11 protein-coding genes are annotated in these 13,481 nt (G+C 72.8%); 3 read left to right on the top strand and 8 right to left on the bottom strand.

Annotated features, from left to right (window positions below):
- The gene (locus ACI2K4_RS10480) at positions 1 to 999 is read right to left on the bottom strand and encodes a sulfotransferase (RefSeq protein ID WP_404510175.1); all 999 of its coding nucleotides are present in this window, start codon (positions 997 to 999) and stop codon (positions 1 to 3) included.
- Positions 996 to 2,279 (bottom strand): glycosyltransferase, encoded by a 1,284-nt coding sequence (locus ACI2K4_RS10475; protein WP_404510174.1) that lies wholly within the window; start codon positions 2,277 to 2,279, stop codon positions 996 to 998. Before ACI2K4_RS10475 ends, ACI2K4_RS10480 begins: the two co-directional genes overlap by 4 nt.
- 262 nt (positions 2,280 to 2,541) lie before the next feature.
- On the opposite strand from ACI2K4_RS10475, the gene ACI2K4_RS10470 reads away from it, so the two are divergent.
- Genes ACI2K4_RS10470 through ACI2K4_RS10460 form a run of 3 tightly spaced genes read left to right on the top strand, consistent with a single transcriptional unit; the run spans position 2,542 to position 5,814 of the window.
- On the top strand, positions 2,542 to 3,510 hold the full coding sequence (locus tag ACI2K4_RS10470) for a hypothetical protein (protein WP_404510173.1): 969 nt from the start codon (positions 2,542 to 2,544) through the stop codon (positions 3,508 to 3,510).
- Positions 3,503 to 4,282 carry a sulfotransferase family protein gene (locus tag ACI2K4_RS10465; RefSeq protein WP_404510172.1) on the top strand — a complete coding sequence of 260 codons (780 nt, stop codon included), beginning with the start codon at positions 3,503 to 3,505 and terminating at the stop codon, positions 4,280 to 4,282. The genes ACI2K4_RS10470 and ACI2K4_RS10465 overlap by 8 nt, the downstream gene beginning before the upstream one ends.
- Positions 4,279 to 5,814 (top strand): hypothetical protein, encoded by a 1,536-nt coding sequence (locus ACI2K4_RS10460; RefSeq protein WP_404510171.1) that lies wholly within the window; start codon positions 4,279 to 4,281, stop codon positions 5,812 to 5,814. The genes ACI2K4_RS10465 and ACI2K4_RS10460 overlap by 4 nt, the downstream gene beginning before the upstream one ends.
- A 66-nt stretch (positions 5,815 to 5,880) precedes the next feature.
- On the opposite strand, the gene ACI2K4_RS10455 is transcribed toward ACI2K4_RS10460, so the two are convergent.
- The 6 genes from ACI2K4_RS10455 to ACI2K4_RS10430 all read right to left on the bottom strand — a co-directional run bounded on the left by ACI2K4_RS10455 (position 5,881) and on the right by ACI2K4_RS10430 (position 13,385).
- Entirely contained in the window at positions 5,881 to 6,333 is a 453-nt protein-coding gene (locus tag ACI2K4_RS10455; protein WP_404510170.1) for a hypothetical protein, read from the bottom strand.
- Complete coding sequence (locus ACI2K4_RS10450) at positions 6,333 to 7,751, bottom strand: O-antigen ligase family protein (RefSeq protein ID WP_404510169.1); 1,419 nt, start codon at positions 7,749 to 7,751, stop codon at positions 6,333 to 6,335. Before ACI2K4_RS10450 ends, ACI2K4_RS10455 begins: the two co-directional genes overlap by 1 nt.
- A 332-nt stretch (positions 7,752 to 8,083) precedes the next feature.
- The gene (locus tag ACI2K4_RS10445; protein ID WP_404510168.1) at positions 8,084 to 8,956 is read right to left on the bottom strand and encodes a sulfotransferase family protein; all 873 of its coding nucleotides are present in this window, start codon (positions 8,954 to 8,956) and stop codon (positions 8,084 to 8,086) included.
- Entirely contained in the window at positions 8,953 to 10,656 is a 1,704-nt protein-coding gene (locus ACI2K4_RS10440) for a flippase (protein WP_404510167.1), read from the bottom strand. The genes ACI2K4_RS10445 and ACI2K4_RS10440 overlap by 4 nt, the downstream gene beginning before the upstream one ends.
- Before the next feature lie 22 nt (positions 10,657 to 10,678).
- The gene (locus ACI2K4_RS10435; RefSeq protein WP_404510166.1) at positions 10,679 to 11,830 is read right to left on the bottom strand and encodes a Wzz/FepE/Etk N-terminal domain-containing protein; all 1,152 of its coding nucleotides are present in this window, start codon (positions 11,828 to 11,830) and stop codon (positions 10,679 to 10,681) included.
- A gap of 28 nt (positions 11,831 to 11,858) precedes the next feature.
- Positions 11,859 to 13,385, bottom strand: a complete 1,527-nt coding sequence (locus ACI2K4_RS10430; protein WP_404510165.1) for an O-antigen ligase family protein — start codon at positions 13,383 to 13,385, stop codon at positions 11,859 to 11,861.
- Between the last annotated feature and the right edge of the window lie 96 nt (positions 13,386 to 13,481).

Below are 13,481 nucleotides of genomic sequence, written 5' to 3'. Positions count from 1 at the left end.
TCAGCCTTCCTGCCGGGCGACGGGTGACGGGGAGACGGTGGCCTTGGTTGACGCCGGCCCGACGGCGGGACGACGCAACGGGTAGCCGAACCGGCGCAGGGTCGACCAGGTCAGGGCGGTGACCACGGCGTACCCGCGGGCGCCGAGCCCGGTCACCCACTCGGTGTCGGCGACCACCTCGACCACCCCGGTACGGTGCCGGGACGGGTTGCCGGCGACCGAGTGGGTGGGGGCGAGCCGGACCGTGTCCGGGGTGGGGAAGGGCAGGTCGCCCGGGGTGGCACCGACAAAACCGGTGATCCGCGCGGTGGTGCCGGCCGGGTCGTCGACGAAGTCCTCGTAACGGATCCGCAGGTAACGTTCGGGTCGGGCGCCCCAGAGCCGTACGGTCGCGGTGTTCCAGACCAGCCAGAGCAGGGCCGCCTTCCACACCGGTGGCCGGCTCATCAGCCGGTCGTCGGCGCCCCCGTCCAGGGGCCGGCGGCGGCGCCAGGAGAAGGCGGTGGCGCGCGGGTCGCGTACCACGTGCAGCACGTAGAGCTCGATGTCGGGCAGCCCGCCGAGCAGGGCGCCGTACGGGGGCAGCTTGGACGAGTCGACGACCACGCCCTCGCCCGGTCCGGGCAGCGCGTGCTCGGCGATGGAGGCGTAGAGCCGGGCCAGGTGGGTGTCGTCGGGATGACCGGGCACCGGTGGTCGCCCCCGGCGGTGCCGGCGCAGCAGCGCGGGCAGCCGGCGCAGCCGCAGCCGCTCGACCAGCCGGCCGGCGATCCCGGTGGGGTCGTGTTCGGGCAGGTCGGCCCGGATCCGGGTCCAGAGCGCACACTCGGCCAGCGGCAGTCCGCACCCGCACGGACGATTCTCCAGGATGCCCCGCCGCCACAGGTAACGCAGCTCGCCAGCGGCGAAGAAACCGGGCAACTGTCCCAGCACGGTGGTGACCAGGGTGCTGCCGCTGCGACCGCTACCGGCGAGGTAGAGCACCCGGACCGGGTTCACCGGGCCACTCCCCCGCCGACCGGGGCCGGGGCCGACCGGCGCCGGACCGGCCGCGCCTCGGCGGCCTCGGCGTACAACTCGCGGATCCGGGACAAATGCCGGTCGGGTGCGAAGTCCCGGGCCACCTTCGCCCGACCGGCCAGCCCCATCCGGTGCGCCCGCCCCGGGTCGGCCAGCAGGTCGCGCAGCGCGTCGGCGAGCGCCGCCGGCTGGTCCGCCGGCACGATCCGGCCGTCCACGTCGGGCTCGACCAGCTCGGGCAGGCCGCCGAGGTCGCTGGCGACCACCGGTACGCCGCAGGCGAACGCCTCCAGCACCGCCATCGGCTGGTTCTCGTGCCAGCGGGACGGCACCGCGACCACCGCCGCCGAGCGGACCAGGTCGTGCAGTCGCGCCTTGTCGAGCCGGCCGTGGAACCGGACCCGGCCGGGCGCCACCCGTTCGGCCAGCGCCTCCAACGCGGGTCGGGCCGGGCCGTCCCCGGCGATGTCGACCGGCACCCCGTCGGGCAGCGCGGCGACCGCCTCGACCAGCACGTCCACCCCCTTCTCCGGGGCGAGCCGGCCGGCGAAGACAACACCCCCGCCGGGTTCTTCCTTGGCCGCGATCCCGTTCAGGTCGACAAAGTGGTTCACCACCCGCAGCCGGTCGGGGAAGACACCGGCGCGACGCATCACGTCCGCCAGGAACCCGCTCGGGCTGACGAAGACCTGCACCGGGTCGTACAGGCCCAGTTCCCGGTGCAACCAGGACTCGACCGCGAGCAACGCGCTACGGGACAGCGATCCGTCCTTGCAGCGGCGCCGGGCCGCCTGCAACGGGCCGTCGGTGACACACGCCTGGCACGGTCGGCCCCGGTCCAGCAACTGGTAACTGGGGCAGGCGAGCTTGTAGTCGTGCATGGTGAGCACGCACGGTACGCCAGCCGACCGGGCGGCGGCCAGCACCGACGGGGAGAGCTGGTGGTAGATGTTGTGCAGGTGCAGCACGTCCGGCCGGAAGTCGTCGATGACCCGGGCCAGACCTCGCCGGCTCGACGGTGACCAGAGCATCCGACCGGCGGCCACCGTCCTGGGGCGCAGCCCGCTCGGCGCCGGCTCCAACTCCACCTCGCTCGGGAAGTGCCCGGCGTACGGCAACGGCGAGTCGTTCTCCGGGTGGCTCATGCCGAAGTAGGCGACCGTGTCGCCGGCTGCCCGCTGGAGTGCGGCGAGGTCGAGCAGGTAACCCTCCGCGCCGCCACGGCGGTAGAGGAACTTGTTGACATGCAGCACGCGCATCGACTCGGCCCGCTCCCGTCGATCGGGCGAACCCGGCCCGGAGGTGGTGACCGGAGCTTGCCCGCTCCGACCAGCGCTCACGCTATGCAGGGCGGGTCGGCGAGTCCAGTTCACCAATGTCATGTGCCTGAACGGATGATCTTTGTGTGCCCGTACGGACCGCAGCCTGGCCTCCCGCCACGATCTCCCGATAGCCTGGCTCCGCCGCCGGCCGTACCCGCTTGTCCCGCAGGGCGGGCCGGGTGCCTGAGCGAGGAGGACCGTGGCAGCCGACAACGAGGTCTCCACGCTCGTGTACACCGCCCGGCGGGTAGCGCGACACCTGCGCTGGGCGCGTACCGAGGGAATCGGGCGGCTGATCGAGGAGGACCGGCTCGATCCGGTCGACCGGATCGGCACCGCGCTGGCCAAGCGGCGCTGGCGACGGCAGGCCGGTCGGGAGCCCGGGTCGGCGGTGCCGGTCTACCTGGTCGGGCTGCAACGCTCCGGCACCAACATGCTGGTCCGAGGGCTCGACTCGGCCCCCGAGGTCGAGGTACGCAACGAGAACGACCAGACCGTCTTCCACCGCTTCCAGCTCCGCCCCGACGACGTGCTGGCCGCCACGATCCGGCGCAGCCGGCACGCGTACGTCCTGGTCAAGCCGCTCTGCGAGAGCCACCGGGTGGACGAGTTGCTGGCCCTGCCGGGACTGGCACCGGGGCGCGCGCTCTGGGTGTACCGGGATGTCGACGACCGGGCCCGCTCCGAGGTGGCCAAGTTCGGCGACGCCAACCTGCGGGCGCTGCGCGCGATCGCCGACGGCAGCATCGGCGGGCGGTGGCAGGGGCAACGGCTCGACCCCGGCACGGTCGGGCTGATCCGCCAGCTCGAGCCGGAGCGTCTGGACCCGTACGACGGCGCGGCACTGTTCTGGTACGTCCGCAACTCGCTCTACTTCCGGCTCGACCTGGACCGGCGCGACGACGTGCTGCTCTGCCGCTACGACACCCTGGTCACCGAGCCCGAGGCGCAGATCCGGCGGCTCTGTGACTTCCTCGACTTCCCCTACCACCCCCGGCTGCACGCGCACATCGCCCCCCGCCGCTCGCACGGCGCGGCGAGCGACCGCGACGGCGACCGTAATGGCGCACGCGACGGCGCACGGACGTTGCCGCTCGACGCGCGGATCCGGGCGCTCTGTGACGAACTGGCCGAGCGACTCGACCGGAAGGCGGCCGACCGTGGCTGAGACCGAATCCCGTACCGCGCCGATCTTCCTGGTCGGGTGCCAGCGGTCGGGCACCACGATGCTCCGGCTGGTGCTCGACTCGCACTCCGGCATCAGTTGCGGCCCGGAGACCCGGTTCCTGCCGGACCTGCGGCGGATCGTCGGACGGGACTGGGAACGACTGGCCCGCTTCGGCTTCCCGCGCGAGGACTGGCTGCGCCGGATCCGCGAGTTCTTCGGCGGCATCCACGCCGACTACGCCGCCGCCCGGGGCAAGACCCGGTGGGCCGACAAGACCCCGCTGTACGCGATGTCGCTGGACTTCGTCACCGAGGTCTTCCCGGACGCGCAGATCGTGCACCTGATCCGGGACGGGCGGGACGTGGTCGTCTCGCACCGCAAACGGTTCGGCTACTGGTCGGCGGTGAAGTGCGTGGTGAAGTGGCCGCGCTACATCCGTACCGCCCGCGCGGTCGGCGCCACCCTGCCGGCGGACCGCTACTACGAACTGCGCTACGAGGACACGGTGACCGAGCCGGAGAAGGCGATGCGCGGCCTGTTCGAGTTCCTCGGCGAACCGTGGGAGGACGGCATCCTCGACTACGACAGCAAGCAGCACGACGTGGCCCGCAAGTACACCACCGAGGCGGAGCGGCGGCGGGAGGCCGGCGGGGGCTCGGCACCGATCTACGGGTCCCGGGTGGGCAGCTACCGCCGCGAACTCGACCCGTTCCTCCGCCTGCTGGTCTGGATCTTCTCCGGGCCGACCCTGCGCGCGCTGGGCTACCGGTGAACCGGCTCCGGGCCGGGGCTGTGGGCCACCGGAACCGCCGCCTGCCGGGTCGGGCGCGCGCGCTCGCCGCCGTACTCGCCGCCGCGTTGCTGGTCAGTGCCGGTTGCACCGCCGACGACAACGATCCGCCGCCGGCCCCGCCGAGCACCGGCGCGCCATCGGGTACGCCGGCAGCCGGCGACGCCGGACCGGCCCCGGAGGTGACCGGCGTACGCAACCCGTTCGGCGCGCACTGGGACTGGTCGCGGTACCAGCAGTTCGCGCCGTACCTGGGCCGGATCGGCGGCTCGGCGACGTACGAGGAGATCGCCTGGTGCGAGATCGAGCGCACCTCCGGGCAGTTGGACTGGACCGGGCTGGACGAGATCGCCACCCGTAGCCGGGACCTCGGCATCACCCTGCACCTGAAGATCCGCACCGGGGTGTGCTGGGCCACCGGGGGCACCGCGAAGTACACCCGGGGCGCGGCGAACAAGACCGAGTCGGCGATGCCGACGGATCTGGCCGCGTACCAGCGCTTCGTGCAGACGGTGGTGAAACGCTACGCACCGTACGGGGTGCGCGAGTACGCGATCGAGAACGAGGTCAACGCGCCGAGTTACTGGGCCGGCACACCCGAGGAGTACGTACGGCTGGTCAAGGCCGCCGCCGAGACGATCCGGGCCACCGATCCGGCGGCGAGGGTGGTCGACTCCGGGATCAGCAGCGTCGCGTACGGCATGGGTGTGGCCGACCGGCTGCTACAGGCCGGTCGGGTGCCCGACGCGATCGCCGCCTACCGGGCGTACTTCCAGCGCCGGGTCGGCACCCGGGGACAGCAGATCCCGGAGGTGACGGCGGAGGCGCAGCTACGCAAGGCGCTCGGCACCGACACCAACAGTCGCAGCCTGCGGTTCCTGGCCGCGACCGAGTCGCTGCTGGCCGACCGGACGGTCGACGTACGCCAGGTGCACTTCTACGAACACTTCGACGGCGTACCACCGCTCCTGGACTACCTGCGTGCGAAGACCCCGACCGGTACGCCGATCCAGGCGTGGGAGGTCGGCCAGTTCTGGCGCGACGGCGACGGCGACCCGGCAAGCCGCGCGGCCGAGATGGTCAAGACGGTCACCCTGCTGGTGGCCGGCGGGATCGGCGAGGTCAGTTGGCTGCCGCTGGCGTACAACCCGAACAACGCCGCCGGCAGCGAGGTCCGGTACGGGCTGCTCGACCCGGACGGCACCGAGCGCGAGGCCGGCCGGATGATGGCCAGCCTGGCCGAGGCGGCCCGGGACGCCACCGTCACCCCGCTGCCGGCCTCGGTGGCCGGCAAGCTCGGCGGTGTCGCCTTCGTCCGGGGCGCTACCAGCACGTTGGTGCTCTGGTCGGCGTCGAACGCGCCGGTGACCGTGCCGACCGCCCCGGGCGGACAGACCGGCGCGGTGGGCGCGCCGCTGCGGGCGGCCGGCGGCGCCGGCACCACCGTCACCGACACGCCGTTGCTGCTCCGGGCCGACCAACCCATCGATCGGATGCTGGCGAACCTACGCTAGTGAGGCCGTGCCCCGGAGCCGTTGCGGTCGGCTCCGGGGCACGGTTCTTTCCCAACAGGTGCGCTGTTACTTGACGATGTCGATGTTGTGCTCGTCGTGCACGGTCCGGCAGCCGGTGTGGTCGCAGAACGCGAGGCTGGCCGAGCCGAACGCGACACCCTTGCGGAACGGCCGCTCGTCCGGCGTGATCGCCATGTCGACCCGCTGCTGCTCGCCGTTGCACGGCTGGACCTCGACGCTGCGCTCACCCTTGGCGATGCCGTTGCCGACCGCCTGGGTCACCTCCACCGTCACCACCGCGTACCGGGCACCCGGCGTGCAGGCGAACTTGACCTGCGGGAACACCACGGCTCCGTTCGCGTCGAGCCGAGCCTTGCTGGCGAGCTTCAGCGCCGCGATCGAGGGCGACTCTGACTGCACGCTGACGGAGGCACCGGCCGGCAGGGCGAACGCCAGCACGGCTCCCACCGCGATGGCCACCAGGGCGAGCGCCGAGGCCCGGAGTCGGGACATCTTCATTACTGCTCCTTCTTGTTGGAACTGGACATAATTCCCCCGGTGGCGGGCGCGGCGAGCCCGACGAGCAACGCGCCGACGAGCGGCAGTACCGCGATGTGCCACAGGAAGTCGAAGGCGCTGTGTACGGCAAACGCCGTCAGCGCGGCGAACACACCGGCCCGGATTCCGGGCTGGTGCTGGTACGCACTCCCGCGCCGGATGGTCAACGCCATCGTCGCGAAGAGGGCCAGCAGCAGCAGGGCGCCGATCGCACCCAGATCGACGAGCAGTTGCAGGTATTCGTTGTGGGCGTACACCGCGACCGCGCCGTTGCCGTTCGGGGTCAACCACACGAACCGGGCCTCGCCCATCCCCGTACCGATGAGCGGGTTGGCGGCGACCAGTTCCAGGGCCGCGGTCAGCGCGCCGCTGCGTCCCGGTGACTCGAGGTTGCCCCGGCTCGCCAGCATTGCCCCGAGTTGCTCCGAGTCCCGCTGGGTCAGCAGCAGGACCGCGCCGGAGAGCAGCGTCGCGACCAGCGCGCCGGCTCGGATCCGACCGGGCAGCAGCACCGAACCGGTCACGACGAGTCCCCCGGCGAGCAGGCCCAGCACCGCCAGCGCCGGTTGCGGCGGCGCGGCGACCGGTGTGGACGGCACGAGCAGGACGACGGCGATACCGGCTGCCACCAGCAGTGGACCGGTCCGGGAGATGGTCGCCCGGACACCGGCGGTCACCGCCAGCACCACGAGCCCGGCGGCCAGCGCGATCAGCCCGGCCCGGCTCAGGGTCGCCCCGGTGCCGACCAGCAGCAGGTACGCGGCAACGGCGTACGGCATCGACCGGGGGCGGGCCACCAGCAGCGCCAGTGCCAGCAGGGCCAGTGGCGCGAGCAGTGCCGCCGCCGCGTTGGGGTAGGTGAGCGTGGACGCACCACGCCACAACCGCCCCTCGACCAGGATGGCGAACTGCGGCACCCGCCAGGCGACGCCGATCCAGGCGGTCAGTGCGACCAGGACGCCGAGCCCGATCATCGCGTTCGCGCAGCCCAACCGCTCGACCGCGCTGGTCTGGGACAGGATCAGCAGCACCGCGGCCACTCCGGCCAGGGTGGCGACCGCACCGAACGCGATCGGGTAGGCATCCGCGATGACCGCCCGGACCAGGACCCATCCGGCGAGCGCGGCGCAGGCGGCCACCACCGGCCAGGTGTCGGCCCGGATCCCCGGCGCGAGCCGGAGCAGCGCGGCGAGTGCCACCATCACCAGCACCGTGACCAGGATGCGGCCGGCGTCGTAGTAGCCGCCCTGCGCCACCACACCGGCGGAGAGCGCGACGATCAGTAGGACGACGTGCCCGGACAGAGCCGAGCCGCCATGAGCGGTTCCCGGGTCGACGCCGGCAGGCGCGTTCGACCCGGATGCAGCAGAAGTACGCACCTGTCCCCCGTGGACGTTCGTGGCGTTTCTGTCATCGGGTGCTTCGTGGTCGGTGTCGGCGTCCCCCGTCACCCGCTGACGCGGTCGCGGTCGGCGCCCTCACCACAAACTGGATTCGGTTCGGAGTGGTTCCCGGGGGCCGGCGGCCCTCGCGATCAGTACACGAGATAGACGCCTCGGGGCGCAGCCCGGTTGCGTCCGTACCGCTGACAAAAGACCGACTCCCACACAACGCCCCCGCCCCACGTGCTATCCCCCGCCCGCCCGCCTCCAGGGCGTTGATATGAAGTTATCGCTGGCCGTTGGCACTGGCGGCTGCGATAACTTCATGATCAACCGCGCTGGGCGGGCGGGCTGGACCAGGGGGTGGTGGGCCAGCGCAGGAGGGTGGCCAGCCGGGCGTTGTACGGGGCGAAGTGCTCCGACAGCCGGGCCCGGAGTTCCGGGGTGAGCTGGGTCGCTCCACTGTCGACCCGACGGGTGTGCTGGACGAACGCGTCCGGCGTGAACGGCGGCAGGTCGAGGAAACGCAGGATCGCGCCGTACGTGCCGGCCGGGTCGGTGTGCAGGTCCTCGGTCCGCGCGACGTGGATCCGGTCGGGTGGGATCACCGCGAACCAGCGCTCCAACTGCTCGGCGTAACGCCCCCGGGCGACGTACGAATGGTTGCGCAGTGCCTGGTGCGCGGCGCGAGTGTCGGCACCGCCGCGCTGTGCCCGCGCCAACCGCTCCTGCTCCGCGTCGAGCGCGTCGGCGAAGCTGAGCGGCTCGGCGCCGTACGAGCGGGTGTGCAGGTAGTGCGAGTACGCCCGCTGCACCGGGTCCCGCAGCAGCACCACAAAACGGCCGTCCGGCAGGGTCGCCGCCACCCGGGCCGGCACGCTCGGGTGGAACAGGTAGTACGGACTCGCCTCGAAGGTCCGTTCGTCAGGTCCCAGGGGCGGGAAGTGGGCGCGGTACCAACGCGTCCCCCTGGCGTGGTAGAGACTGAAGAACTGCAGTTCCTTGCCGGTGGCGGCGCGTACCCGTGGGTGGGCGGCCAGGTGGTGGTAGAGCGAGGTGGTGCCGCAGCGCTGGCCGCCGATGACCAGGAAGTCGGGGAGCGGGCCGGCGGGACCCGGACGGCTGGCACGTCCCCATGCCCGCGCCGCCCGTACGCCCCGGCGCAGCCGGTCGGTGACCAGCCGCCGGCCGATGCCGGTCACGAGCCGGTCCCGGTACGGTCGGTCCGCCCGCCGCGCCCGGTACGTCCGGCGGCAACCGCATCGACGGAATCAGCGGCACCAACGGGATCGGCATCGCCACCGGCACCGCCACCGGCGGAATCGACATCGCCACCGGCACCGGCATCGCCGCTGGCGGTGCCACCGGCGGCACGCCGACCACCGCGTCGGGTCACCGATCGCCACACCATGATGTCCTCCCGACTGAGCCCGAGGGCGAGCACCGCGCCCAGGTAGACCACGACCACCGCGACCAGGCCGAGCACGAGCTGGACCGCCCAGCCGGAGACCAGCCACCGTACGCCGAGTCCGGCCACCAGCGCGGCCACCGCCGCGACCACGCCCTTGGCCATGCCGACGGTGACCGGGAGTGTGTGCACCTGCGCCCTGACCTGCCAGACCCGGGCGATGTTCACCACCGCCAGCGAGACCGCCCAGGCGACCGCCGCACCGAGGATGCCGTGTGCCGGGATGAGCACGATGTTGAGCAGGATGTTGAGCACCAGGGCGGCGAGGTTGTCGACCATGTTGACCGAGACCCGGCCGGACATGTTCAGCAGGGTGCCGCACGGCCCGGTCGCCGCGTTGACAAGCTGCCCGAGCGCGAGCACCACGGTCACCGCCGCCCCGCCGGCCAGCCCCGGCCCGCCGACCAGCCGCAGCAGTTGTTCCGGGAAGACCAACAAGGCGACGAAGGCGGGCAGCGACAGCCGTACCACCCAGCCGGTGGCGACCCGGTAGATCCGGCGTACCTCGTCCAGCTTGCCCTGGTGGTAGAGGTGCGCCAGGTACGGGCCGAACGACGCGTTGATCGGCGCGAGCACGAAGACCGCGACCGTGACCAGTCGGCTCGCCACGTGGTAGACACCGATCGCGTCGGCGCCGAAGCCGTAGAACCCGAGCAGCAGCGCGTCCACCCAGATCAGCCCGGTGGAGGAGAGCGAGGACACCCAGCTCACCGTGGAGAACCGGAACAGTTCGCCGGGACGGTACGCCGGTGCGGCGGCCGGCACCCGGCGCAGCAGCCGGGCGAGCGCGCCGAGGGCCAGCGCCGCCGCGCTCCAGCTCGCCAGCACCAGGGCCCAGAACGCACCGGTCAGGCCGGCGCCGACGGCGAGCGCCAGCGCGGTGAGCAGCAGCCGCGCGGCCGGCTCGTAGACCTGCCCGATCAGGGCGTACGCCCGCTGGGTGCGCCAGCCCCGGGTGGCGGCGAGCGCGGCCTCGCAGACCGTGGCCGCCGGCAGGGCCAGCGCGACCAGGCGCAGCCCGGTGGCGAGTTGTGGGTCGTGCAGCGCCCGCGCCAGCAAGGGCGCGCCGAGCGCCAGCCCGACCGCGATCACGGTCGACGCGACCGCCGAGATGACCAGACCGAGCCGGATGGTGCCCCGGATCGCGGCCGGGTCGTCGTCGGCCAGGTGCACCGCGACGAACCGGGTCAGACCGGCCCGGAAACCGGAGAGCGAGAGCAGCCCGAGCAGCGACAGCACCGCGTACACCTGGGCGTAGCGGCCGACCTCGCGTACCCCGAGCACCCGGGCCAGCAGCAGCATCACCAGGAAGAGCGCCGCCTGGCTCAGCACCGCGCTGGCCAGGTTCAGCATCCCGCCGCGCGCCATGCCGCGTACCTGCTGGTCGCCGGTTTCCGGGGCGGCCGGCGACCGGCCGGTCGACTCCCCGTTCACCCGGCGGTCCGGTCCCGCCCGCTCACGGCCGGGCCGAGGTGACGGTCTGCGCCGGCTCCGCCGGGGTGACGGTCACGGCCGGGCTGACGGCCTCCGCCGGGGTGACGGTCGCGGCTGGGTCGGCGGGCTCGGCCGGGGTGGGCGCGGCGGTCGGGGTGCCGGCCGGCGCGGCGGCGGGCGCGGCGGCCGGCGCGGTGATGGCCGCCGGAGCCGTGGCCGGCCGGGCCGTCGGGCGGACGGCGGCACGACCGCGCGAGAGCAGTTCGAGTACGCCGACCAGCAGCACCCCGAGCAGCAGTCCGGCTCCGGCGACCGGCAGGGCGGTGCGTACCAGTTCGGCCAGGCGGCTCACCGGATGCACCGCGCCGATGCTGGTCACCTTGGTTGGGTCGGCGGCCTGGACCTGGGCTCGAGCCACCTGGAGGCCCTGCCGGGCCTGGGAGAGCACGTTGGTCGCGGCGTCCCGCTGGGCGAGCAGGCCCTGGTACTCGGGAAGCTTCGGTCCCAGCTCGTCCAGCTTCTTCTGGGCCGCGTTGATCGCATCACCGGCCGCGTCCGCGCCCCGGCCGTTGCCGACCGCCTGCATGGAGAGCTGCTGCTGCCGCAGGCTGCCCAACTCGCCCAGGGTGGCCTGGTAGAGCTTGTCCGGCTGGGAGACCTTGTTGGTCTTCTCCCACTCGCCGATCGCCTTGGTGGCGGCGGTGACGTCGGCGTTGGCCGCCTCCACCTCGCCGGTGGCTATGCCCACCTGGGAGGAGAAGAGGAAGGCCAGCGCACGGCTGGTGGCCGCGGTCAGTACGGGCGCCACGGTCGCCCGCCGGTTCGCGGCGTACGTCACCTCCAGTTGGCTGCTCGCGCCGACCTGGGTGACGGTGAGGCCGTTGCGCAGCCGTTCGGGCGCCACCCCGGTGTCGCCGCTGACGTCGGCGAGGACCCGGGGTGAGGTCACCGCGGCACCGAACGCCGCGGCGAACTGACTGGCCGCCTGCGTACCGCTGTACTGGGCGCCGGTCGCACCGCCCACCAGCGCCGGGGCCGCCACCACGGCGGTACCGCTGTACTGCTGGGGCGCGAGCAGCACGAGGCCGGTCGCGGCACCGGTGGCGAGCACCGGCACGCCCACGAGTACCCAGAGCCGCCGCCGGGCGACCCGCAGGTAATCGACGATCTCCACGCTTGTTTCCCCAATGCTCTTCGTTCGCTCAGACCGGGACGGTGGTGCTTGGTGGCGGCCCGCCGACCGGGTTCGGCGCCGGCCTACGGGCGATCACGCTCGCCGACGCCGCGAAGGCGACGAAGTACCAGAGGGTGACCACGTTGGAGATGACGTTGGAGGCGGCGCTGATCGCCACGAAGGCGACGGCGCAGCCGGCGAAGCCGACCGCGACACCCCGCTCGAAGCCGCCCGGGGGCGCCCGCCGCAGCGCGCCGCGCGCGGTGTACAGGAAGGCGACCAGCATCGCCAGGTACGCGCCCAGCCCGAGCAGTCCGGTCTCGACGTACGCCCGCAGGAAGTCGTTGTGCGGCTTCTTCGCCTCGTCGGTCTCGCGCTGGGTCATGTTCGGCCCGATGCCGGTCAACGGGTTCCGGTTGGCCAACGTGACGATCTCGGTCCAGTAGCCGATCCGCCAGGCCAGCGTGTTGCCGGTCGGATCGCCGCCGACCGAGCGCGACTGGGCGAGCTGGGCGAACCGTTCGCCGACCGCCGGCACCAGGGCCACCCCGGCGACCGCCACCACGCAGAGCGTGACCAGCATCCGCTTGCTGCGGTGCAGCACCGCCACCGCGACCAGGCCGACCGCCGCGCCGAGCAGGGCGCTGCGGGTGTTGGTGAGCAGCAGGAACAGCAGCGAGAGCAGGAGCAGCGCCGCGAGCACCACCCGGATGCGACGCTCCAGGAAGCGGTAGACGGCGAACCCGAAGATCACCATGAACATCAGGTAACGGCCGAAGGTGGTCGACTGGCTGAACGTACCGCTGATCCGGGTGAAGTCGCCCTTCACCTCGGCCGGCGGGTTGCCCAGCAGGGTGAGGACCAGGGTGTAGCCGAGCGCCAGCACCAGCGAGACGTAGCAGGCCAGCAGCACCCGCCGGATCGCCGCGGTGTCCGGCATGAGTTGTTCCAGCACCACGAACATCACCACCACGGTGAGGATCCGCAGCGCCTCCAGCAGGCTGTTCGACGGCCGGGCCGCACCGAACGCGCTGACCAGGCTGGTCGCGCCGACCAGCAGCATCGCCCAGCTCAACGCCGAGCCGCGCAGGCGCCCGTCCCGGCTGAACTGGGCGGCCAGCCAGAGCCCGGCGGCGAGCAGGAACAGCACGGCGAGCAGGGTGGAGGGGTCGACCGCCCGGGCCGTCTCGCTGGGTCCGGCCTGGCCGGCGCTGGGTCCGGTGAGTTTGAACAGGTCGACGCAGGAGCGGACCGCGAGCATCAGCATCACGTACCCGGCGAACCGGGTCAGCGCGAGGACCGCCACCGCGATGCCGGCGACCGCGGCCAGCGGCAGCACCACGCCCTTGCGGTCACCGGCCGCCATCGACAGGCCGGCTACCACCGCCACCGCCGTGGCGAACAGCGCGGCGCCGACAACGAACAGGTACGAGGCGACGCCGCCCCGAGGCGACCCGACTCCCCGGAGCGGCGCCCCGCCCCGGGCCGAGGTCCCGTCGCCGGGCGCTGCCCCGCCCGAGGGCACGGCGACCAACTGCTCTGTGTGTTGTTCCACTGGTCCCACTGAAGCCGAATCGACGCTGCCCCGGCCGCTGCCGGGCGCGGCCAACCGATCTTCTCCCGGCACGATGATCGGTTCAATCTAGCCCTG

The sequence above is a fragment of the Micromonospora sp. NPDC050397 genome, assembly GCF_044901685.1.
Taxonomy (GTDB): domain Bacteria; phylum Actinomycetota; class Actinomycetes; order Mycobacteriales; family Micromonosporaceae; genus Micromonospora_G.
This window is presented reverse-complemented; position numbering and strand designations above follow the sequence as displayed.